Raw genomic sequence first — 21,457 nt, forward strand, 5'->3', positions numbered from 1 at the left:
TTTCTTTATAGTCCACAAAATTAGTAGACTTTTTGAAACTGGCAAATTTTTTGTTGAAAATTTATATATTTAACTAAAATTTTATTCATGGAGAAAACCGGATTAAGGTATCTAGATGTTGTTTATAAGGTATTGGAAAATTGGTACATCACATTCGCTGAACTTACCCCAAAGCTGATTGTTGGGATTTTAGTGTTTACATTCTTCCTAATCAGCAGTAAATATTTAAGTAAAGGTGCTGTAAAATTATTTCACAAATTTTTCCCGAAAAGTCAAAAAGAGAGTTCATTAGTAACCTTAATCAGCATATTCAGATTTCTGATCATGCTGATGGGAACTTTTATTTCTCTTGAAATAATGGGTTTCAGCGGTTTTCTTTGGAAGTTTATCGGAAGTTTAGGAGTTGCAGGGGTTATTGCAGGGGTTGCCCTGAAAGATCTTGTTTCTAGTATTTTCTCGGGAATGCTGATCGGAATCGATAAAGCATTTAAGGTAGGAGATTATATTACCATCGGAGCCCACTCGGGAACAGTACAGGAAATTGGTTTTTTAACCACGAAAATTCTTACTGATGACGGAAAGAAAGCCTACATCCCCAATCAGGTTGTTTTCAATGCTCCATTTTACAATATTACCGCTTCGCCACAACGCAGGGTTATTTTAAATTTTGAAATTCCTGCTGATGAAGATATCAGCAAAGCACAGAAAGGAATTCTTGATGTGGTTAAAAATCTTGATAATGTGGATAAGTTAGACACTGTAGAAGTAATTTTTACAGATTTGAAACAGGGATCATTTAATCTTCAGGTAAAGTTCTGGATAAAAGTAGGAGCTAACCTGGCTCAGATAAAAAGTAAGGCTTATCTGAACATTAAAGAGCGTTTTGATGCAGATAAAATTCAGCTGGTGACCCCTACAAGCATCAGCATTACAACAGGAGAAAATACCGTATCAGAAAATCTTGACAAATAAAAACCGCTTTTTAAAAGCGGTTTTTATTTTATTTACTAATAATAAGTTTCTCTATATATTTCTTTCCATTCTGAACATTGACACTTATCAGATAGGTTCCGGCAGGAATATCAAGTACCTGAATTTTTACGAAACCTTTCAGATATCCTGTTTTTAATACCCTCCCTGAGCTGTCCATCAGGCTGTACTGAGCCGTATCAGCTTCATCATCAAGCCTGATATTCACTTCCTCATGAGATGGATTAGGATAAACAGCAAAACGACTAGCCTTTAATTCTTTTTTTACAGGCAAAGCACTTTTAGTTATGGAAAAATTAGTTGTATTTACAGCATAATATATATTTCCAACAGCTTTTACCATGATTCTTGCGACACCTATATTTTCATTGGGGAAGTTCACTACAGCAGAGCCATTGTTAGGAACACTGTCAGCAAGAACAGTATCAAAGTGATAGCCTCCGTCTTTAGAAAGAAGAATGGTAACATAACTTGTATTTACAGCTCCGGTATTCGTACCTGCTACATCCCATTTTACGGTATTAGGACCTGCAGTGTATGAACTTCCCATATGTGATGTTACTTTAAACGGGCCGGCATTCGTTACAGTTACTACCATGGCATCACGGGCAGTTTGATTTCCAGTTGCTCTGTTATCATTAACAAGCAGGGAGAAGTTCAATGTTCTTGCAACATGAGGGGTAACTTCCCATATCGGAGTTAAATTATTAGATAGAACGGCTGACAGATGAGGAAAATATCTCATGTTCTCTGTTTTTGGCAATCTCGACCGGTATACAGGGCCTGCAACATTGGAAGCCAGAGGCGGCTGCGTATTGTTCCGGCTATCATATTGCTCCCATAAATAGGTAAGCGGATCATTGTCAGGATCTGTTCCCTGCCCTGTCAGTACAAATGCAGTTCCTTTGGGAATAGAATAATCCAGACCAGCATTGGCTGTTGGAACCCTGTTAGTCATTCGTCTTTTTACAGAACAATCTGTATCTCTTGAAATTGAATAATACATTTCTCTTACACTGGCGGCATGAAAGTAAGGATCACTATGCGGTTGGATGCTGTTTCCCCCACATATTCCAGCATATCCCATAATGGTACTGCCGCTTCCTGGCTCATACGCCGTTCTGTTATTTACATTTCCTTTACAAGCTACGGTATTAGCTCTGAAGGTATGATTGGCTCCAAACTGATGTCCCATTTCATGAGCCACATAGTCGATATTAAAAGGATCATTAATAGGAGTACTGGATCCTGTAACTCCCTGTGCTTTCAATTTGGAACATATAACCCGCAGCCCTGCAACACCGCCACTGTTGACTCCAAAAACATGACCTATATTATAATGTGCAAATCCTATCACATTATTGATATTCTTTACATTCTCATTAAGCATCTTATCCTCATCTCCATTGGTGTAGGGATCAGTTGCCGGATTTCTGTAAATAAGAAGATGATTATTGGCAACCATGACCATTGTAACGGCAATCGTCTTTTCATACACTCCGTTTACTCTTGTCATCGTAGTAGCCATTGCCGCCATTGCTCCATGTATTGTACCTCCGTGATATTTGGTATATTCTCCAGTAGCAGCTAATGCCAGTTTATATGTTCTGAATACCCCGTCTGAAACCATAGGTCTTCCGGCCAATGTACTGCTCAAAGGCGGGTCAGTATCCAAAAGCTTATCGGCATCTTCCTCTATACCGCATTGAAAAGGGATTGAACTTTCCGGAAGATCTTCTCTCCTATAACAAATAAAAGAATTATTATCTTTGGTAAAAGCATCAAGATAACTTACATCCCATCCGTTAAAATACATTACACTAATCCCTGTTTCCTGACTGATACTGAATCTGATCGTATTTTGCGGATTACTTTTCTGCCAACCTGTATACGAACGGATGTCTGAAAATCTTTCCTGAAGTTCAGGCTCCATTACAGAAGCTTCCTGTACAATATAATCATGAAACTCTCCGCCAGCATCCGGAAATTTCAGAACCAAACTGTAATTCTCAGAAAATCGTGCGGGAGCTTTTTTCAGATCTTCCTTTATCTTTTCAAGATCCAGATGATATAGAGAAAAGACTTTAGGCATAACGTTTCTGGGGGCGAGTTCTTTTCCTTCCTCTCTTTCGGCTACTTTCCAGTAATTCTGCTGCCCGAAACATAATACAGCAGCCAGCATGCTGAAAAAAATAAATGTTTTGTTTTTCATAGATTTTCAATTATTTGTGTTAAACAATTTTTATGGTCTGCATAAAGAATTTAAATACAAAATAAATAGCTCTTTGCAGGGCTTAAAATTCCTTATAAATACGACATTCACAAATAAATACAACCAATTAAGAATAAAAAACATCTTTATTGATAAATTAATTTAATTATACAGCATAATTAACAAATTATATTTCTAATTTTATAATAGCATCACATTTTTATGAATTTAAAATGGATTATAGATTCTCCAAAATCTTCAATTTTATCCGCAAAACGGTATTCAGCTCCACTTTTTTACATTTTATTTTCAAAAAGTTATCATTTTAAAAAAACAAATAGCCACAAAAAAACCGCTCCAAAAAATGGAACGGTTTCTAATTTTATTTAAAAATTTTAGATTAAGCTAAAACTTCTTTTACTTTATTGGCAGCTTCTTCTAAAGTAATTGCAGAGTGTACCGGAAGACCAGACTCGTCAATTAATTTTTTAGCTTCTACAGCGTTAGTTCCCTGTAATCTTACGATCAATGGAACCGGAAGGCTACCCATAGCTTTGTAAGCATCCACAACACCCTGAGCAACTCTGTCACATCTTACAATACCTCCGAAGATGTTAATCAGGATCGCTTTTACGTTTGGATCTCTTAAGATAATTCCGAAAGCAGTCTGTACTCTCTGAGCATCTGCAGTACCGCCCACATCAAGGAAGTTTGCAGGGTTACCACCTGATAATTTGATGATATCCATAGTTGCCATTGCAAGACCTGCTCCGTTTACCATACAAGCAACGTTACCGTCTAGTTTTACGAAGTTAAGACCCGCTTCACCAGCTTCTACATCCATTGGATCTTCTTCTCTTGTATCTCTAAGCTCAGCTAAGTCTTTGTGACGGAACAATGAGTTGTCATCTAAAGTTACTTTAGCATCTACAGCGATAATCTTGTTATCAGAAGTTTTTAATACCGGGTTGATTTCGAAAAGAGAAGCATCAATTCCTGTATAAGCATTGTAAAGAGATGAAATAAATTTCACAAATTCTTTGAATGCATTTCCTTCAAGACCTAGGTTGAAAGCAATTTTTCTAGCCTGGAATCCCTGAAGACCGATAGCCGGATCGATCAATTCATTGTGGATCAAATGAGGAGTTACTTCTGCAACGTGCTCAATATCCATACCTCCTTCAGTAGAATATACGATTGTATTCTTCCCTTCAGCTCTGTCTAAAAGAATAGAAACATAAAATTCTTTAGTTTCAGATTCTCCAGGATAATAAACATCTTCTGCAATCAAAACAGAGTGTACTTTTTTACCTTCAGCAGAAGTTTGTGGAGTTACCAACTGCATTCCGATGATATTCTGAGCGTTTTCTTTAAGTTTATCCATATTTGGAGAAAACTTAACACCCCCACCTTTACCACGACCACCCGCGTGAATCTGTGCTTTTACAACCCAAGCCTGTGCTCCGGTTTCAGCAGTCAATTTTTCAGCAGCTGCTACAGCTTCATCTACGTTGTTTGCTACGAAACCACGTTGGATAGCTACTCCATACTTTGATAAAATCTCTTTTGATTGATACTCGTGAAGATTCATATTATTTTTATTATTTTATTTTAATATTTAAAGGTTGACAAATTTACTAAAAAGACACGGAAGTTCAAGTTTATTGACTTAAAAATTAAAGTCTGACTGACTTGATTTTTAACATATCTATCTATTTCCCCCTATTCTTCCGCTAATTTCTCAGATTGAAGAGATTGAATGTTCGTATTAACCGTCTTCTTCTGTGAATTTTCATTCTTACATTCTGTTTTTAGCAAAATAAAAGATCAGCATTCCCCAGCTCAGGATCATCATCAGACCTCCAAGCGGAGTGATTGGGCCTAAAAATTTAAGGTTCACTCCCAGATAATCCTGCATGCTCAGGAAGTAAATGCTTACAGAAAATAAAAGTGTTCCTGTAATCATTAAAATGGAAGTCCATTTTTCAGCAGAAGTTTCAAACTTTAAGATATATCCAATGATCAGCAGGAAAAAAGCTGCATACATCTGATACCTTACTCCTGTTTCAAAACTTTCCAGTCTTTCCACAGCTAATATTTTCTTTAAAGCGTGAGCTCCGAATGCACCCAGGATTACAGACACCATTCCGTAAACCGCTCCAAAAACTAATGTGATTGTTTTCATTTTATAACTCTTCTAATTCTAGGGTTAAATATTTTTTTGTTTTATAATCCTGCCACGCCCCAATAATTTTGCTTCCTTTCAGATCCGCTTCTATTAAGGCCCTGGGTATCCATTCCTTAAGTTCCTCACTGTGATAATCATCTTCTGTGATGGAAAAATGGTCATGAACAAATTCTCCTCTCCAGTTGATTGGTTTTTTGTTCTTGTCATACCAATAAGTGGCTGAAAAGGAATCATCCTCATTGATTTCGCTAAACAAAACCGTAATAGGATATTTTCCGTCAATTTTTCCTTTATATAATTTATTTCCTGGACCTGTCTGCCCAATCTTTTCAGAACCTGATATCAGGTTCTTACCATAAATACTCAGGTATTTCTCAAGTTCTTTATAGGTAAATTCCAGTTCGTGACTTCCCAAATCGTCCAATGCCCGCATGGCATGATTGGAACATCTACCTGCTACAAAAGTCAACTTATCCTTTCCAAAGAAATATCTGATACCGGCTAAAGTATGTTCCGTAAAACAGTCTTCATACATAGCGATCTGATCTTGAATTTCCTCTTCAGGATTTTTCTCTGCTTTCAGTGTAACAAGAAAATCAGAAATTCTTTTTTTTACTCTTTTCTGAATAATTCCCTCAACAGTTTTTACTGAACCGGGTTGAAATAAATCTTTGGCATTGATAAAGTTTCCTGTTCTCAGATCAAAATTCTTCCAGATCAGAAAACCTTCCGGATAAGCACCTGAAGCTTCACCATCTATGGCAATACTAAGAATATTCTTAGGCGTTTCAATCTTATTCCAACTATAGAAATAAAGATAGTTGGAATAGGAGTTTGTGGCTGTAGAAGCCAGTTTAAAAGGATTCCCACCAGATCCGGGAACATATTCCAGCTGATCTACCTGCAGGAATGTATTGATTTTATTTTCTACCCGAGGATTTTCAGAATAAGAAACAACCGGAAAAACGGTATCTTCAGTTTTAGGCTGCAGATTACTTATTTTCACTTTTTGCTGTTGTGAAAAACTTAACCCGGAAATCAGTAAGAAAAATACAATACTCCTTTTCACTATTTTGATTTTAAGTACATTAAAATGAACTTGGCAACCAATGTAGAAATTCCCAGTATGATAAACATATTGGCGAACTTCTTGGAGCTTCTGAAACCTTCATTGTCTGTTTTCTTCAGAAAAAACCCAAAAAGGAGAAATACTATGGGCAAAATGATCTGTAACATTAGCTTCCTCTCATTCTGTTAAATTCATTAATCACCTCGTGATGGCTTACCGTCTTATCTTTAAAATAAGTCACAAAATGCAGTTTTTCTTCTTCAGTAGCGCCCAGTTGGTTCAAGATATTCAATAAGTGCATTTTCATATGCCCTTTCTGGATTCCTGTGGTTACCAGAGAACGTAAAGCACCAAAGTTTTGCGCAAGACCTGAAACAGCAAGAATACTCATTAATTCCTGCGCAGAAGGTTTTCCAAGCAGCGCTAAGGAGAATTTTACCAAAGGGTGAAGGTTGGTAAGTCCACCTACTACTCCTACGGAAATTGGAAGATCTATCCAGAATCTGAAAACACCGTTATCTGTAGTACAGTGGGTCAAAGATCTGTACTGTCCGTCTCTTGCGGCATATGCATGAGCACAGGCTTCTGTAGCTCTGAAATCATTTCCGGTAGCAATTACAACGGCATCTACACCGTTCATTACTCCTTTATTGTGAGTGGTTGCACGGTAAGGTTCAATTTCTGCAATGGTGACTGCCTGTTTGAATTTGGAAGCAAATTCTTCAGGAGAAATTCCGCTATCGTCTTTTAAGTCTTCCATTTTACAGGAAACCTCAGCCCTTACGATACAGTCTGGTGTAAAGTTGGAAAGAATATTCATCACAATCTGTAGTGAATTCTTTTCTTCCTGGGTAAAATCTTCACTGGTAGCAACTTCCTGTCTCAGCGTTTTTCCGAACTGCTCAAGACATGAGTTGATAAAATTAGCTCCCATTGAATCTACTGTATCGAAGCTTGCTTTCAGTTGATAATAATTCGGCATTTCTGCGGTTTTATCCACCAGGCTGATATTTAAGATCCCACCTCCACGTTTTCTCATGTTGGCTGTGATATCTTCTGTTGTTTCGAATAATTTTTTCTTTAGGCTGAAATTAAAGAAATGTAATAATTTGTGAGGTTCTACATTAAAAATAAAGTGGGTGTGCCCCAGTTTTTCAGTATTGATAATGGTTGTTTTGAAACCTCCTTTATCAATCCAGAATTTTGCAGCTTTGGAAGCAGCAGCTACCACTGAACTTTCTTCAACAGCCATTGGCAGTGCCAGCAGTTTTCCATCGATTAAAAAGTTCGGAGCAATTCCGTACGGCATATAAAAATTGGAGATGGTATTTTCAGAAAACTCTTCATGAAGCTTCTGAAGGTCTGCATCATCGTTCCAATATTGTTTTAATATATTTTGATATTCCTGGTTTCCTTCCAGATATTCGTTTACGAGCCATTCGATTTTCCCTTGCTTTGGAAGCTTGGAAAAACCTTCTATTGGTTTATGATTCATGATATAAACTTTAATGAGCCGTAAATATAATGATTTTGAGACTCTTTTTTGTTGATAACTTCTATGAAAAAAGGTTGACATTTATCAATTTTGGAACTAAATTTGAACAAAATTAAATTACAGATCAGATACAAAACATATCAAATTATTTTAAATATGAATTTTGACCGTCTTAAAGAAAAGCTCGAAATCCTTGCTGATGCAGCAAAATATGATGTTTCCTGTTCATCAAGCGGAGGCACGAGAAAGAATAAAAAAGGAGCGTTAGGAGACAGTTCTGCAAGCGGGATTTGTCATACCTATACAGAAGACGGAAGATGTGTTTCCCTGCTTAAAATTCTGTTGACCAATCATTGTATCTACGATTGTGCCTACTGTGTTTCCAGAAGTTCTAATGATATCAAAAGAGCCGCCTTTACGGTAGAAGAAGTGGTAGATCTTACCATCAATTTTTACCGCAGAAACTATATTGAAGGTTTATTTCTGAGTTCAGGAATTTTCAAAAATGCAGACACTACAATGGAAAGATTGGTAAGGGTTGCTAAAAAGCTGCGTCTGGAAGAGAACTTTAATGGGTATATTCATTTGAAATCTATTCCGGGAGCAAGTGATGATCTGATGCAGGAAGCGGCTTTATATGCAGACCGCTTATCCGTCAATATTGAAATTCCTACGGAAAGCGGATTGAAATTGCTGGCTCCTGAAAAAAACAGACAGGATATGATCAGCCCTATGCGGTATATTCAAAAAGGAATTATTCAATATAAGGATGAAAAGAAAATTCTGAAAAAAGTTCCCAAGTTTGCTCCGGCAGGACAGTCTACCCAGATGATCGTGGGAGCAACCAATGAAAATGACTTACAGATCATTAAAGTTGCGGATCATTTTTATAAAAACTTTAATCTGAAAAGAGTCTATTATTCCGGGTATGTTCCGGTTTTGGAAGACCAGAGACTGCCTTCTTTAACTACGGAAGTTCCAATGTTAAGGGAAAACCGTCTGTATCAGTCGGATTGGCTGATGAGATTTTATGGTTTTAAAGCGGAAGAGATTTTAGATCCGAATGTTCCTTTCCTTGACCTGGAAGTAGATCCGAAATTAAGCTGGGCATTGCGAAATCTTCATCAGTTTCCGATTAACCTTCAGACCGCCGAATATCAGTTGATTTTAAGAATTCCCGGGATTGGAGTAAAAACAGCCCAAAAGATTGTCAGTGCCAGACGTTTTCAAATTTTGACCATGGATCATTTGAAAAAACTGGGAGCGGCTGTTAACCGGGCAAAATATTTCATTGATTTCAATGCAGGAAATGCTTATCTGAAATATTTAACGGATAAAAACTTCAGAAAGCTGCTGATAGGTGGAAGTTCGTCAAAGTTTCATAATCAGTTTTCACAACAACTGACTTTATTTTGATTCTGATATTAAACACAAATAACACAAATATGTTCACGAATGGCCACTAATTTATTACTTCGACTTAACAGCACATTTGTCATTCTGACGAAGGAAGAATCTCTTCAATGCTCACTGGTACACAACCTGTGTACAGAATGACAAACCAATTAAATTTTAATTAAAAACATGACAACTCTACTCTACGATGGCAGCTTTGAAGGCCTTTTTACTGCGATATTTGAAGTTTTCGAATACCGTTATAAGGATGTGGAGATTGCCAATAGAGACAGGTTTCATCAGGAAAATATTTTCGCAGAGATACATGAAGTCATTACCCAACCGGATAAATCTGAAAGGGTTCTGAATAAACTGGAACAGAATATTGGAAAGCAGGGCATTTATCAACTTTTGAAAGTTTTTTTATCCGAAGATCCAAATCTGGAAAACCTCATCATATCTGCGGTAAGGCAGTCTGTAAAACATCCGCAAAACAATATTCTGGAAAACTTTGCCGATTCTGATGTTTTAAAAATTTCAAAAATCTGCAAATCCGTGGATAGGGAAAGACACAGAATGACAGCTTTTGTGCGCTTTGAAAAAATGCAGGATGGTGTTTTTTTCTCCAAAACAGACCCCGACTTCAATGTTCTTCCTTTGATCAGAAAACATTTTAAAAACCGGTATCAGGATCAGAAATGGATGATCTATGATCTGCGAAGAAACTACGGACTTCTTTATGATCTGGACACCTGTGATTTTTTCTACCCTGATGAAAAAATTGACCTCCATCATTATAAGCAGAATTTTCATGATGAAGAAAAAAGTTATCAGGTGCTTTGGCAGCGATATTTTACAAAAACCAACATTGTAGAACGAAAAAATATGAAGCTCCATATTCAACATGTACCAAAAAGATACTGGAAATATCTGACGGAAAAATGGTAGCCGAATTCTCAAAAATTTATAATATTTCCGTTGATTAAGCTGATTTATGAATCTAAATTTTGATTCAAAATCTCATATTGTGGATAACTTTTTATTTCGGCTAAAAAACAGATCATTTTAAGTTGTTTTCTGAAGTAAATTACTTAACACTCTCATTTTATAACAGATATAATTCACATTCATGTAAAACTCATATTGTGGATAACTTTTCTCAGTTAACATACCGTTAACATTGAAAATATTTCAACATCAATCTTCTTGTAAAAATGGAGCAAATAAAGCCAATTCCGGGAAGTAAAGGAATATAAAAATATATTATAAACCCATGTAAATCTGCGATCTATAAGTTCAAAAACTAAATTAACATTTCCACTTTGTGGATAACTCTCACTTTCTGACGGTCCGTAACGCTTTCTTTACGATATACTGCGTTTCTTTTGTCGAACTTTCCCGAAGCCATTCATCACAGATTTCCACTACAAATTCGGGTTGTGATTTGCTGGCATCATTCAGCCAGTTGCCAACACTGTCCTGCACGTATTTGGAAGCATCGGAGCGTAACGGTTCCAGGATTTTCAGTCCAAGTCCGGGATTTTGTTTTAAAGCATCTATATGTTCGCACCAAACGCCTCTTGGTCTTGTAGATTCGCTGGCAAAACGTCTTACATTTTCATCGTCATGCATTGTCCATTCTGATAAAAGAGATAAGCTTTCCTCAAGATTTTTGGAGATATCCGGACGTACCGTCATCCAGCAGATCTCCCTTACTCCAAAATGAGAGTCAGAAGCGAATGGCTGAATTCTGTCTAATTTTTCCTTAAGTTGTAAATCATTGTTTCTTCCAATGGTATAAGCTGCCCAGCAACGTACAAGATCTGCAGGATGGGCTGACAGTTTCAGAAGAAATTCATTATCATTATTTTTAACAGTCAGTTGAAGTAATCCAAGTCCTATTGTTTCATTAATAGAATTAACAGTTTGTTTCTTCAGCAGATTCACATTATCTAAAATCGGTTTCAAATATTCTGTACGGTTGTTCTGCTGAAGAAGATTTTCCAACAGCATTATTTGATCTACTGCCAGCCATTCTGTAAGATTGGCGGTTTCAATTTCTCCTCTGTTCAGCTGTTCCAGAATATCCGGTGGAATATCTTTAATGGAGCGGGCTCCTTTTCGTTTTTCTGCCATACTATTTTAATGATTATCTTTACAAAAGTCTGAAAGTATGCGGACAAAAACAATACCGCATATTTTTCCCTCATAGGGATAAAAAAGTCAATTTTATGGAAACAAAGGGAAAAGCTGAAGAAAATAAAATATGTCCGTTGGAAGTTGCTGTTAATAGCATCAGTGGAAAATGGAAAATTCCTATTGTGTGGCAGATTAATGAAGGGAAAAAACGTCCCAGCGAGTTTTTACGCGGTATTGCAAAAGTAGACCGCAGAGTTCTCAATCAGCAGCTGACTGAAATGGTGGAAGATGGTATTTTAACCAAACAGTCTTTTAATGAACTTCCTCCTAGAGTTGAGTATACTTTGACGGCGCTTGGTGAAAAACTTGTGGAAATCCTCTGGCAATTGAATGATTGGGGAAAATTATTGATTCCGGAGAACGAAGAGTCATTAAACTAGCAGATTTTCAGATTATATAGTGACAGATCTGTGAAAAAAAATGATATTTGTGTTCACTAAAACCGCATGAAAAAAATTATCACAGGAATCACAGCTATTCTCATTTTCATTGGCTGTACAAAAGAAAAACTATCAGACCGCTTGCTACCTGAACCGGATAAGAACGAGCATGTAATTTCAGAAAATGCTTTAAAAATCAATAAAGATAAAAATACCATCCGGGAAAGATTTTCTCCTCCGAAAGGCTATGAATGGATTGACGAAAAACCTGGTTCTTTCGGATATTTTATTGAAAATTTTAAGCTGAAACCCTATGGAAGTCAGATTTTAAAATATGACGGAGTTCCTATTTCTACCCAGCACCTTCATGAAGCTGTTTTTGATATTGATACCGGAAATAAGGATCTTCAGCAATGTGCTGATGCCGCTATCCGCATGAGAGCTGAATATCTTTATAAGGCTAAAAAATTTAACGAAATTAAATTTCATTTTACAAGCGGTGATCTTTTCAGCTGGAATGACTATAAAAACGGAACGAGAGCTTTTGTGAATGGAAATTCAGTTAGCTTCAGAAAAACTGCAGCCTTTGATGATTCTTATAACAGTTTCAGAAATTATCTGGATCTGATTTTTAATTATGCAGGAACCATTTCATTAAACAAAGAAACAAAGCCGGTAATGAGGAATTCTGATCTGAAAACAGGAGATATTCTGATCACACCGGGAAGCCCTGGACATATCGTTTTTATTTCCGGGGTCTGCAAAAATCAAAAAGGGGAAAGATTGTTTTTATTGAGTGAAGGATTCACCCCGGCTCAGTCCGTGCATGTGCTTTCAAATCCGTTTAACCCCTATTTTACGCCATGGTACGATCTTGACATCCAGGCTGAAGAAACAAAAACTGCACGATATTTTTTTAAACCTACAAACTTCAGAAGCTTTTAATAATTTATATTCAAAACTATTGGAAACTTACTACGATAATCTGAACTTGTTTTTGTAAATTTGTGTTCGAAATTTTTTACTTGATGAAAGAGAGTGCTGTAAAAAAGATTGCAGTTCTTACTTCAGGGGGTGACTCTCCGGGTATGAATGCGGCATTAAGAGCGGTAGTAAGAACCGCCAATTACTATAATATCGAATGCTACGGAGTGAGAGAAGGCTACAACGGCCTTATCAACAATGATTTCCTGAAAATGGGAGCCCGTTCCGTAAAAAATATAATCAACCAGGGCGGAACGATTCTAAAATCTGCCAGATCCGCTGAGTTCAGAACAAAAGAAGGCCGTCAGAAAGCTTATGACAACTGTGTAAAGCTGGGAATTGACGGATTGGTTTGTATTGGAGGAGACGGTACTTTTACCGGTGCCAAAATCTTTAATGAAGAATTCGGGATCAGGGTAATCGGTATTCCCGGAACAATCGACAATGATATTTTCGGTACAGATAATACTATCGGGTATGATACTGCACTGAATACTGCTATGGAAGCCATTGATAAAATCCGTGATACAGCTACTTCTCACAACAGAGTTTTCTTTGTGGAAGTGATGGGTCGTGATGCTGGTTTTATTGCTTTAAACAGTGGATTGGCAACAGGAGCTCTGGACATTTTAATTCCTGAGAAAAAAGATAGTATTGATGAGCTTTTCGTGAAATTCAGAGATGCGGAAAAAACAGGAAAATCATCCAGTATTGTAGTGGTAGCGGAAGGCGAAAAATTAGCCAACGTTTACGAACTTGCAGAAAAAACAAAACAGACATTCCCTGATTACGATATCCGTGTAGCAGTTTTAGGACATATGCAGAGAGGAGGTTCTCCAAGCTGTGCAGACAGGGTTTTGGCAAGCAGACTAGGATATGGTGCTGTAACAGGACTCATGGAAGGACAAAACAATGTAATGGCAGGAATGCGTTCCAACGATCTGACGTATACGCCAATAGAAGAAGCCATTAAAAAACATAACGAAATCAATAAAGATCTTTTACTGATTTCAGAAATTTTAGCAATCTAATTATTTTTATAATCTAATAAAAACAAACTATTATGTCAACAATTAAAGTAGGTATCAACGGTTTTGGTAGAATTGGACGTCTTGTTTTCAGAGCAATGACTGAAAGAGACAACATTGAAGTTGTAGGAATCAATGACCTAATCAATGCAGAATACATGGCTTACATGTTAAAATATGACTCTGTACACGGTATTTTCCCAGGTGAAGTTTCTGTAGAAGGAAATGATCTTGTAGTAAACGGGAAAAGAATCAGAGTAACTGCTGAGAAAGATCCAAGCAACCTAAAGTGGAATGAAATTGGTGCAGATTACGTAGTAGAATCTACTGGTTTATTCCTTGATAAAGAAAGCGCTGCAAAACATATCACGGCAGGTGCTAAGAAAGTAATCCTTTCTGCTCCTTCTAAAGATGATACTCCAATGTTCGTAATGGGTGTAAACCACAAGGAACTTACTGATGATATCAAAATCTTATCAAACGCTTCTTGTACTACAAACTGTTTAGCTCCTTTAGCTAAAGTAATTCACGATAACTTCGGAATCGTAGAAGGTTTAATGACTACTGTACACGCTACAACAGCTACTCAGAAAACTGTTGATGGTCCTTCAATGAAAGACTGGAGAGGGGGTAGAGCTGCTCTGAACAATATCATCCCTTCTTCTACAGGTGCTGCAAAAGCGGTAGGAAAAGTAATCCCTTCACTAAACGGAAAATTAACAGGTATGTCTTTCAGAGTACCAACGGTTGACGTTTCTGTAGTAGATTTAACAGTGAGAATTGAAAAGGCTGCTTCTTATGAAGAAATCTGTTCAGTAATCAAAGCTGCTTCTGAAGGTGAATTGAAAGGTATCCTAGGATATACTGAAGAAGCTGTAGTATCTCAGGATTTCGTAGGAGATAAGAGAACTTCTATTTTCGACAAAGATGCTGGTATCATGCTTTCTCCTAACTTCGTGAAACTTGTTTCCTGGTATGACAACGAAATGGGTTACTCTAACAAGTTAGTGGATATGCTTGTACACGCTGCTTCTTTATAATAAGTAATGAGCGATAAGCAATAAGTAATATAAAACCTTCCCGATGGGAAGGTTTTTTTGTTATTTCTTTTTAACGATCATTGTAAACAATGGAAACCTTTAGTTTCATAATGGCAAAACCATTACTTATTGTGTATTGGTAACTTCTGGTGTATCATTATTACCTGCAGAAAATAAGTTTATCCCTATGCCTATTGCATAAAACAGTTTTTTATTATACACCCATTTTTTAGATTCTTCTGTATCTAAATTTACCCAATCAAACCCTACTCCAAAGCCTACAAAAAATTTTTTATAATTCCCTAAAATATTTAATGTTGGTGATAATGAAACTTTTTCAATGCTCCTGTTAATCGATGGAGATGTAGATAATGAATCAATTTTGATCTTACTGATAGAAACTCCCACTAAAGCTGCAAGCCCCCAATTTTTATTAAAATTTCTTCTGGCTCCATAAGCAATTCCTAAGTTTAAATCTGTGGACCAATTACTCGGAATACCTTTTACTGAAGGTCTTATTCTTGCTAAATAAGTAATAGTTCCAAAAACAAATTCAAATTTTGGAATCATATGATATACAGAACCATTTACAAGCAAATCATTTTTTTCTATTAAGAAATATCTGCTAGTTACTTCTATAACATTCTCTGCATTACCATCTTTCTCTATTTGAATGCCATTATTTCTATTCCTTTGAATCATCCCGGTATTCAGATTAAATTGCTTCTCTATCCCAATATTACTTAGTGCTCTTGCTTCATTTAATGGTCTATAGTAATATTTTAAGTTATTCTCTATATTACTTTTGTTTAGTTTCCATCTTAAAAATTTTATAATATATTTATCAGAACCTTTCGGGCCTATTATAGTAAATATTGCATTCCCAGGCATCTGTATAGGTCCACTACCTGAAATCACATTACCATCTATAGTACATTCAATCCCATTTGTAAACCCATCAAAAATAAATTGTGAGTTTACCTTTATTTTGTCGAGACTAATTTTCTCCTGTCCCAAAACTATTCCTACCCATCCAAGCAGAAACAGCAATACAATTTTTGTTTTCATGGTTATTTATTTTTCAGATTAAAGTTTTTTGAATTGTCATTGGTTGAATTATCACCATAAAAGAGATGTTTCAGAAATTAAGTTTCCATGGTCATTAGTTTTTATTTAAAGCTACAACACTTACCTGCCACAAGAAATACCACAAAAGGGTGATTTTATTTAACATAATTTTATTATTTTTAAGAAAACATTAACCAATGAAGAAAAAACACCTGACTCATGCAAAAAAACCTCATCCCCTCATTAAGGTTTGGAATGACTATCCTGAAATTTTGCAGAACGACAGCAGAATATTACCCGTTCCCACCATTGAAAATATAATCGGAGAAATTTTTGCTCCGGGAAAATTTTATTATTATGTCATTAATTTCACAGACAGTACTATCATCTGTAATCACGATGAAGATATTTTAGCAATACATGGTCTCCATAAACATCCTGTCCATCTGAAAGAAATTATAGACCTCATTCACCCGGACGACATAGAATTTGTGATGGAAGCAGAAAGAATGTCCATCGAAAAAATAAAAGAAATTGACGGTTTTGATTATCAGCAGGAACTGAAAACCAGCTACTGCTTCAGAATGAGAACCTCAAAAGGCAATTATGAACTGTTTCATCATCAGGCTTTACACACATATAAAGATGAAGACGGCAGGCTTTTGCAGGCAGTTAACATCCATACCCATATTGAACACATCACGCACCAAAATTCTTATACTGTACTCGTCTCCGGCATTAACGGACGGGAGGATTTTCACCAGATGCAATGGATGGGAAGCAATAAATCTAATGAATCTCCTTTCGTCATTTTCACCAAAAGAGAAGTTGAGATCATTAACTGCATTGCAAAAGGATATGCAACATGTGAAATTTCGGATCTGCTGAATATTTCGGAAGAAACAGTACGTACCCACAGAAAAAATATTTTAAGGAAATCCGACTGCAAAAACAGCTCTGAGCTGATCAAAAAAACATTTGAATGGGGATATCTGTAGAAGTCAATGGTAATGCTGATAAATCTCACCGAAGAAGTTCAGCATAAAACTTGTACTTTTATAGATAAAGGAATGAACATGATACAACCTCGTTTTAAAGATGCTCCCCATTTCAGGAACTTTTGGGAACATGGCAACGGAAAGCAGCTTATTGAATTTTCCGGAGCTGAAGTGAGTTTTAAAAACTTTGAAAAATTTGCTCCCTATTTCCATCATACGGATGAGGTTGGTGATGAGGTGGTAAAAGATGTTTATTTGACTAAAAAATTCCATGAAGCTTCCAGGGAGATTGAACATTACATCAGAAATGGTGTTTCTGAAACAGATTCAGTTCCTGAAAGTGTAAAAAAATTGTTCGGCCAGACTCAAAAAGTTCCTGAATGGCTGGATTATAATTTACTTAAAAGCGGTGCTGAACTCTGTATGAGAAGCAACCTTGATTCTTTGATTTCCCTGAGAGATTATTGCCTGATTGGCGGTTATGATTATGCTTACCTCAACAAACCACTTATTGTGACAGAAGCACTGAAAAAAGGTGCAGTGAAACGTCTTTCGGAAACATTGGATTTCTGGGTGAATGCTACCCGCTATAATGCGCTGGAAATTCATGCAAAAGGGTATGAATTTGCTATAAAAACCCGTCTGATTCATTCCTACGCAAGACTTTCTATTAAAAAACATTATAAAAACTGGGATACAGAAAGCTGGGGAGATCCTATCAATTCATGGGATATGATGGCAACGTATATTGGGTTCAGTCTGGTATTTCTTCATAGCCTTCAGAAACTGGGAAATCGCTTTTCTATGGAAGAGGAACAGGGAATTTTTCATCTTTGGAAATATGTGGGCTATCTTTTGGGAATTCCGGAGCAGCTCCTCCCTGATGATAAGAAACAGGCAACGGAATATTTTTATTTATGGACTTCCGTTCAGCCACCTTCAGATAAAGATTCTGTTCTTCTTGCGCACTCTCTTTTAGATGAATCACTGGAAAATCCTATTCTAAAATTTGAATTTCAGAGAAAAAATCTGAAATATCTACATGTCTGCTGTACCTGGTTTCTTCTGGATGATGAAGTTTGTAAAAGATTGCAGATTCCGGAAGTTCCTTATAGAAAGCTGTTTCCAAAATCGAAAATACTTTTCAACAAAATTTATGATCAACTTGTCAGTCGAAAATACAGAATACAAAGAGGAAATAAGGATCAGATGAAAGTACTCGGAGATTATCTCGCCATCACTAAAAATTCAAATTTTCATTAGGATAAGTTAGGAAGCTCGAAGATGGAGACTGGAAGTTTCTATTGGACGAAACATATCACTTAGTAAAAGTAATAAATTAAGTTCAATACATTTTACAAGCTTCAACAACTCCCTTCTGCCGGCTTCCAGCATCCTTTCTTATTAATAGTTATTATTTTTTTAATGCACTAATACCACATTCTGCATGTGCTTCGTTATGAATGAGATCAGTAGTAAAATTTTATCATTTTTTAACTCTTAAAACAGCTTTCAGAGACAAATAATATTAGCTTTTGATCTATAAATTATGTATTTTTGAGAAATTATTTTAATAGAGATGAGTAACATTGATGATAAGAAAAAAGCACTCGCTTTAGTGCTTGACAAGCTAGATAAAACATATGGAAAGGGAACAGTAATGACTTTAGGTGATGAATCTATAGACAATACTATTGAAGTCATTCCTTCCGGTTCTTTAGGTTTAGATATTGCTTTAGGTATAGGCGGATATCCCAAAGGAAGAATCATTGAAATATATGGTCCGGAATCTTCAGGTAAAACAACATTAACCCTTCATGCTATTGCTGAGGCTCAAAAAGCAGGTGGTATTGCAGCATTCATTGATGCAGAGCACGCTTTCGACAGAACTTATGCTGCGAAACTGGGAATCGATCTTGAAAATCTGATTATTTCTCAGCCAGACAACGGTGAACAGGCTTTAGAAATTGCTGATAACCTGATCCGTTCTGGAGCTATTGACATCGTTGTCATTGACTCCGTAGCTGCTCTTACTCCAAAAGCAGAAATCGAAGGAGAAATGGGAGATTCTAAAATGGGTCTTCACGCAAGATTGATGTCTCAGGCATTAAGAAAATTGACTGCGACTATTTCCAGAACAAAATGTACCGTGATTTTCATTAACCAGTTGAGAGAAAAGATTGGTGTGATGTTCGGAAACCCTGAAACAACTACCGGAGGTAACGCTCTTAAGTTCTATGCTTCTGTAAGAATTGATATCAGAAAAGCCAGTGCACCTATCAAACAAGGGGACGAAGCTATCGGTAGCCGTGTGAAAGTGAAGATTGTGAAAAACAAAGTAGCCCCTCCTTTCAAGCAGGCGGAATTCGACATCATGTATGGTGAAGGAGTTTCTAAAGTAGGAGAAATTCTTGATACTGCTGTGGATATGGGAATTGTGAAGAAAAGCGGATCATGGTTCAGCTACGAAGAGACTAAATTGGGCCAGGGACGTGATGCTGTAAAAGATGTTTTAAAAGACAATCCTGATCTTTCCGAAGAATTGGAAAACAAGATCAAGGAAGAAATGAAAAACAAATAGTTTTCAGAAAAATATAGAAAAGGCAGTCATCAGACTGTCTTTTTTGTTTTTAAACACACATGCTTTTTTTAACGCAAAATTTTTATTTGCAAGTTGTACAATTTAAAGAGAGTAAAAGACAGAATCAATTTCATTAATTCTTTTGAGCGAATGCATTACTTAGTACTTCATCAGCAACAAAGTCGCAACTCTTTACCTTTTTAAGATCACTTTCGAATCTTGTATTCATTTGCTTTTAAGATAACACTCAAATGAAAAAGAGGCCGACCTTTTGGTCAACCTCTTCAAGCTTTTATATTTTTTAAAAATTATTCAGCAATTTTACCTTGCAGCTGAAGCGCTCCGGTTACTTTCATCCCTTTTGTAAGTGTTTCCATTCTCATGTTCTCTTTGTTCACAAAAGCATCAATAGTGAAGAAATCTTCATTCTCTTCATTCGTGATCAATTTCAGTTTCAGAATATACCCTTTAACACTTCCGTCTTCAAGCAATTCTGTTTCTTTAAAGTCTACAATATGCCCAATAAAGTCAAAACATGCATAATTAGGAAGATCCTGGCTTGGCGCGTAGGTAGTAAAATCTTCACTCATTTTAGTCCCGTCCGGTAAATCAGTATTTGTGTGAACATCAAGAATGAAAACAATTCCGCTGACATTTACTTTCAGATGAGGCTGCGTCATGTAGGTATTTCTATTTTCAGCATAATCTGTGGCAAAGAACCAAACGCCAAAAGTATCTCTGGCAGGTCCTGCTACAATCGCCTGCAAATTCAGTGCATTTTCCCATTCTCTGATCGATCTGGTTTCAAAATCCAGAGTATAATTCGTTTTCACTTCAGGAATGATAGTACTCAATTCATCTGTAACAATGGTTTTAAACCTTACATCTTTAAATTCGGTTTTATTTTTGGCTTCTCCAGCAGGATCAGAAACGGTAGACTGCATTAAAACTGTGCTAAGGTACTGTCCGTAATCTTTAGTCTGGAAATTCTGATGTCCAAAAACTCCACTCCATGTATTCACAAGATTATGAACATTCGATTTTCTGATGATAATCCCAGCTTCATTAGTGGTTTCAGGAGCCGCAATTCCTTCTGTATTTGGAAAATAATTTTTACCATCAATCAGTTGATGATTCATGATCTCATTATTTTCTTCATGAGAGAACTCTGCAAAACCTTTATAGGTGATATTTTGGTTTTCGAAAATATAAGGCAACCCTGTTTTCTTCTTTTCATCACCGGCAAAATGATAAGCAAGTGAAATTCCCTTGAATTCTCCTTCCTGAATTGCCGGAGTGTGATTACCGTTATGATCAAACTGAGAATGATAAAGAATCATATAAGATTTGATTTTACCTTCCTGAAGCTCACCTTCGAACTTTTCTTCCATTTGAGCAATCGCCTGTTGTGGAGAAAGCGCATAGGCATCTTCAGTTACCATATAGGCAAAACCTTCTACCTCGCCATTTTCTTTTTCAAAAGCAGAAAGGGGCGTATATTCACCTCTTAGCTGAAGGGCTATAGAATAGACGATATAATCATTATAAATCCTGATTTTTTCATATTCTTCATGTACTTTTGGCTCTTCTACCGGTTGTGAAGGGATTTCCTGTGTTGTTTCTACAACTTCTTCCACCACTTGCTCTACTACTTTTTCCTCCTGCATTTCCATTTTCTGAACCGGAGTACTTACATTTTCCTGACTGTTATTCTTTTTCTTAAAAAAATCAAAGATTCCCATACTGTTATTTATAATTGGCGGTAAATATAATAAAAGTGCTCAACAGACCCATCATAAAAAAATGCCATTGTGTCAGTTTCTTCTTCAT

General features: G+C 36.4%; 18 protein-coding genes. 10 read left to right on the plus strand and 8 right to left on the minus strand.

Annotated elements, in window-relative coordinates; all coding sequences use genetic code 11:
* The first annotated feature begins 87 nt into the window (after positions 1-87).
* Positions 88-972 carry a mechanosensitive ion channel family protein gene (locus ACODR7_RS05390; protein ID WP_488837874.1) on the plus strand — a complete coding sequence of 295 codons (885 nt, stop codon included), beginning with the start codon at positions 88-90 and terminating at the stop codon, positions 970-972.
* Between the two features lie 28 nt (positions 973-1,000).
* On the opposite strand, the gene ACODR7_RS05395 is transcribed toward ACODR7_RS05390, so the two are convergent.
* The 5 genes from ACODR7_RS05395 to ACODR7_RS05415 all read right to left on the minus strand — a co-directional run bounded on the left by ACODR7_RS05395 (position 1,001) and on the right by ACODR7_RS05415 (position 7,954).
* Positions 1,001-3,202 carry a reprolysin-like metallopeptidase gene (locus ACODR7_RS05395; RefSeq protein WP_488837876.1) on the minus strand — a complete coding sequence of 734 codons (2,202 nt, stop codon included), beginning with the start codon at positions 3,200-3,202 and terminating at the stop codon, positions 1,001-1,003.
* Between the two features lie 400 nt (positions 3,203-3,602).
* The gene (gene sucC / locus ACODR7_RS05400; RefSeq protein WP_045500844.1) at positions 3,603-4,793 is read right to left on the minus strand and encodes an ADP-forming succinate--CoA ligase subunit beta; all 1,191 of its coding nucleotides are present in this window, start codon (positions 4,791-4,793) and stop codon (positions 3,603-3,605) included.
* Between the two features lie 207 nt (positions 4,794-5,000).
* Positions 5,001-5,387: a DUF423 domain-containing protein gene (locus ACODR7_RS05405; protein ID WP_488837878.1), complete on the minus strand. Its 387-nt coding sequence runs from the start codon at positions 5,385-5,387 to the stop codon at positions 5,001-5,003.
* Between the two features lies 1 nt (position 5,388).
* Positions 5,389-6,459: a hypothetical protein gene (locus ACODR7_RS05410; RefSeq protein WP_488837880.1), complete on the minus strand. Its 1,071-nt coding sequence runs from the start codon at positions 6,457-6,459 to the stop codon at positions 5,389-5,391.
* Between the two features lie 166 nt (positions 6,460-6,625).
* Positions 6,626-7,954 carry a hydroxymethylglutaryl-CoA reductase, degradative gene (locus ACODR7_RS05415; protein ID WP_488837882.1) on the minus strand — a complete coding sequence of 443 codons (1,329 nt, stop codon included), beginning with the start codon at positions 7,952-7,954 and terminating at the stop codon, positions 6,626-6,628.
* Positions 7,955-8,110: 156 nt separating this feature from the next.
* Here ACODR7_RS05415 and ACODR7_RS05420 point away from each other — a divergent pair, with 156 nt between their 5' ends.
* Both ACODR7_RS05420 and ACODR7_RS05425 read left to right on the plus strand, forming a co-directional pair.
* Positions 8,111-9,370 (plus strand): putative DNA modification/repair radical SAM protein, encoded by a 1,260-nt coding sequence (locus ACODR7_RS05420; protein WP_110368001.1) that lies wholly within the window; start codon positions 8,111-8,113, stop codon positions 9,368-9,370.
* 168 nt (positions 9,371-9,538) lie between these two features.
* Positions 9,539-10,297, plus strand: a complete 759-nt coding sequence (locus ACODR7_RS05425; protein ID WP_488837884.1) for a TIGR03915 family putative DNA repair protein — start codon at positions 9,539-9,541, stop codon at positions 10,295-10,297.
* Positions 10,298-10,684: 387 nt separating this feature from the next.
* Here ACODR7_RS05425 and ACODR7_RS05430 read toward each other — a convergent pair whose 3' ends face one another.
* A complete protein-coding gene (locus tag ACODR7_RS05430) occupies positions 10,685-11,485 on the minus strand; it encodes a DNA alkylation repair protein (RefSeq protein ID WP_488837886.1) in 801 nt (266 codons plus the stop codon).
* A 95-nt stretch (positions 11,486-11,580) separates the two neighbouring features.
* Between ACODR7_RS05430 and ACODR7_RS05435 the strand changes: the two genes are divergently transcribed.
* The 4 genes from ACODR7_RS05435 to gap all read left to right on the plus strand — a co-directional run bounded on the left by ACODR7_RS05435 (position 11,581) and on the right by gap (position 14,980).
* Entirely contained in the window at positions 11,581-11,928 is a 348-nt protein-coding gene (locus ACODR7_RS05435; protein ID WP_488837887.1) for a winged helix-turn-helix transcriptional regulator, read from the plus strand.
* A gap of 66 nt (positions 11,929-11,994) precedes the next feature.
* Complete coding sequence (locus tag ACODR7_RS05440) at positions 11,995-12,873, plus strand: DUF4846 domain-containing protein (protein WP_488837888.1); 879 nt, start codon at positions 11,995-11,997, stop codon at positions 12,871-12,873.
* 83 nt (positions 12,874-12,956) lie between these two features.
* The gene (gene pfkA / locus ACODR7_RS05445; RefSeq protein WP_488837889.1) at positions 12,957-13,943 is read left to right on the plus strand and encodes a 6-phosphofructokinase; all 987 of its coding nucleotides are present in this window, start codon (positions 12,957-12,959) and stop codon (positions 13,941-13,943) included.
* A gap of 32 nt (positions 13,944-13,975) precedes the next feature.
* Positions 13,976-14,980 carry a type I glyceraldehyde-3-phosphate dehydrogenase gene (gene gap, locus ACODR7_RS05450; protein ID WP_034694859.1) on the plus strand — a complete coding sequence of 335 codons (1,005 nt, stop codon included), beginning with the start codon at positions 13,976-13,978 and terminating at the stop codon, positions 14,978-14,980.
* Positions 14,981-15,106: 126 nt separating this feature from the next.
* Here the strand turns inward: gap and ACODR7_RS05455 are convergent, their stop codons facing one another.
* Complete coding sequence (locus ACODR7_RS05455; RefSeq protein ID WP_488837890.1) at positions 15,107-16,048, minus strand: hypothetical protein; 942 nt, start codon at positions 16,046-16,048, stop codon at positions 15,107-15,109.
* 197 nt (positions 16,049-16,245) lie between these two features.
* Between ACODR7_RS05455 and ACODR7_RS05460 the strand changes: the two genes are divergently transcribed.
* The 3 genes from ACODR7_RS05460 (at position 16,246) to recA (ending at position 19,627) form a co-directional block, all read left to right on the plus strand.
* Complete coding sequence (locus ACODR7_RS05460) at positions 16,246-17,046, plus strand: response regulator transcription factor (RefSeq protein ID WP_488837891.1); 801 nt, start codon at positions 16,246-16,248, stop codon at positions 17,044-17,046.
* A 12-nt stretch (positions 17,047-17,058) separates the two neighbouring features.
* A complete protein-coding gene (locus ACODR7_RS05465; RefSeq protein WP_488837892.1) occupies positions 17,059-18,309 on the plus strand; it encodes an oxygenase MpaB family protein in 1,251 nt (416 codons plus the stop codon).
* Positions 18,310-18,625: 316 nt separating this feature from the next.
* Complete coding sequence (gene recA, locus ACODR7_RS05470; protein ID WP_047419990.1) at positions 18,626-19,627, plus strand: recombinase RecA; 1,002 nt, start codon at positions 18,626-18,628, stop codon at positions 19,625-19,627.
* A 308-nt stretch (positions 19,628-19,935) separates the two neighbouring features.
* Here recA and ACODR7_RS05475 read toward each other — a convergent pair whose 3' ends face one another.
* Positions 19,936-21,369, minus strand: coding sequence for a hypothetical protein (locus tag ACODR7_RS05475; protein ID WP_488837893.1), 1,434 nt, complete (start codon positions 21,367-21,369; stop codon positions 19,936-19,938).
* Between the last annotated feature and the right edge of the window lie 88 nt (positions 21,370-21,457).

The sequence above is a fragment of the Chryseobacterium sp. FG46 genome (genome assembly GCF_057809135.1).

Coding starts and splice junctions, on each gene's coding strand:
- ACODR7_RS05475 (WP_488837893.1), bottom strand. CDS start 21,369: ATGGGAATCTTTGATTTTTTTAAGAAAAAGAATAACAGTCAGGAAAAT.
- ACODR7_RS05440 (WP_488837888.1), top strand. CDS start 11,995: ATGAAAAAAATTATCACAGGAATCACAGCTATTCTCATTTTCATTGGC.
- ACODR7_RS05390 (WP_488837874.1), top strand. CDS start 88: ATGGAGAAAACCGGATTAAGGTATCTAGATGTTGTTTATAAGGTATTG.
- ACODR7_RS05430 (WP_488837886.1), bottom strand. CDS start 11,485: ATGGCAGAAAAACGAAAAGGAGCCCGCTCCATTAAAGATATTCCACCG.
- ACODR7_RS05415 (WP_488837882.1), bottom strand. CDS start 7,954: ATGAATCATAAACCAATAGAAGGTTTTTCCAAGCTTCCAAAGCAAGGG.
- ACODR7_RS05395 (WP_488837876.1), bottom strand. CDS start 3,202: ATGAAAAACAAAACATTTATTTTTTTCAGCATGCTGGCTGCTGTATTA.
- ACODR7_RS05425 (WP_488837884.1), top strand. CDS start 9,539: ATGACAACTCTACTCTACGATGGCAGCTTTGAAGGCCTTTTTACTGCG.
- ACODR7_RS05405 (WP_488837878.1), bottom strand. CDS start 5,387: ATGAAAACAATCACATTAGTTTTTGGAGCGGTTTACGGAATGGTGTCT.
- ACODR7_RS05460 (WP_488837891.1), top strand. CDS start 16,246: ATGAAGAAAAAACACCTGACTCATGCAAAAAAACCTCATCCCCTCATT.
- ACODR7_RS05465 (WP_488837892.1), top strand. CDS start 17,059: ATGCTGATAAATCTCACCGAAGAAGTTCAGCATAAAACTTGTACTTTT.
- sucC (WP_045500844.1), bottom strand. CDS start 4,793: ATGAATCTTCACGAGTATCAATCAAAAGAGATTTTATCAAAGTATGGA.
- recA (WP_047419990.1), top strand. CDS start 18,626: ATGAGTAACATTGATGATAAGAAAAAAGCACTCGCTTTAGTGCTTGAC.
- gap (WP_034694859.1), top strand. CDS start 13,976: ATGTCAACAATTAAAGTAGGTATCAACGGTTTTGGTAGAATTGGACGT.
- pfkA (WP_488837889.1), top strand. CDS start 12,957: ATGAAAGAGAGTGCTGTAAAAAAGATTGCAGTTCTTACTTCAGGGGGT.
- ACODR7_RS05420 (WP_110368001.1), top strand. CDS start 8,111: ATGAATTTTGACCGTCTTAAAGAAAAGCTCGAAATCCTTGCTGATGCA.
- ACODR7_RS05435 (WP_488837887.1), top strand. CDS start 11,581: ATGGAAACAAAGGGAAAAGCTGAAGAAAATAAAATATGTCCGTTGGAA.
- ACODR7_RS05455 (WP_488837890.1), bottom strand. CDS start 16,048: ATGAAAACAAAAATTGTATTGCTGTTTCTGCTTGGATGGGTAGGAATA.